We start from the raw sequence: 529 nt of genomic DNA, 5'->3' as shown, positions 1-529 counted from the left end.
TCATTTGCCATCGGTGAATCTGGCCCAGCTCAAAGCATCTGATTTTCTGCTAACCGAAGCGAATTTTGTTACGAACGTCTCGACGCAATTGCAGAACGCTTTTAACCAGATAGGTATCACTTTAACTAAAGATGACGCGGACCAATTAGCGAAAAGAATTACGTGGACGCCAGGCATTTCTAAACAGCAGCTTAGCGAAGTGTTAAGCGGAATGGCGACGCAAGTGAAAGGTCAGTTTACTGCGGCTTACGGTGAAACCGCTGGGACTGAAAATTTACGAAAAGCGTTAGATGCCATCATCAAAAGCTCGGATTCTTTGACGCTTTCAAGCTTGTTTGCGAATTTTGCAGTAAGTCTTATTCACACCGAAATCGATGCTTTTTACAACGATAAAGCGATTGCCGATATCCAAAAAACGCAAATCTCTGCGGATCAGGTTGAGCTGATAAAAAACAATACGGAACGAGACATCCGTTTCCAGTTTGAAAAAATGCTGAAGGGTGAGTCGACAGGCGCCTCGTTTATCGAA

At 43.9% G+C, this 529-nt stretch carries 1 pseudogene; it reads left to right on the top strand.

What is annotated here, in order from left to right:
- Window positions 1–529, top strand: a pseudogene (vcrV, locus tag R7Q46_RS30025) (type III secretion system needle tip protein VcrV); the annotation flags it as partial.

This window comes from Vibrio sp. 811 (genome assembly GCF_033339195.1).
This window is presented reverse-complemented; position numbering and strand designations above follow the sequence as displayed.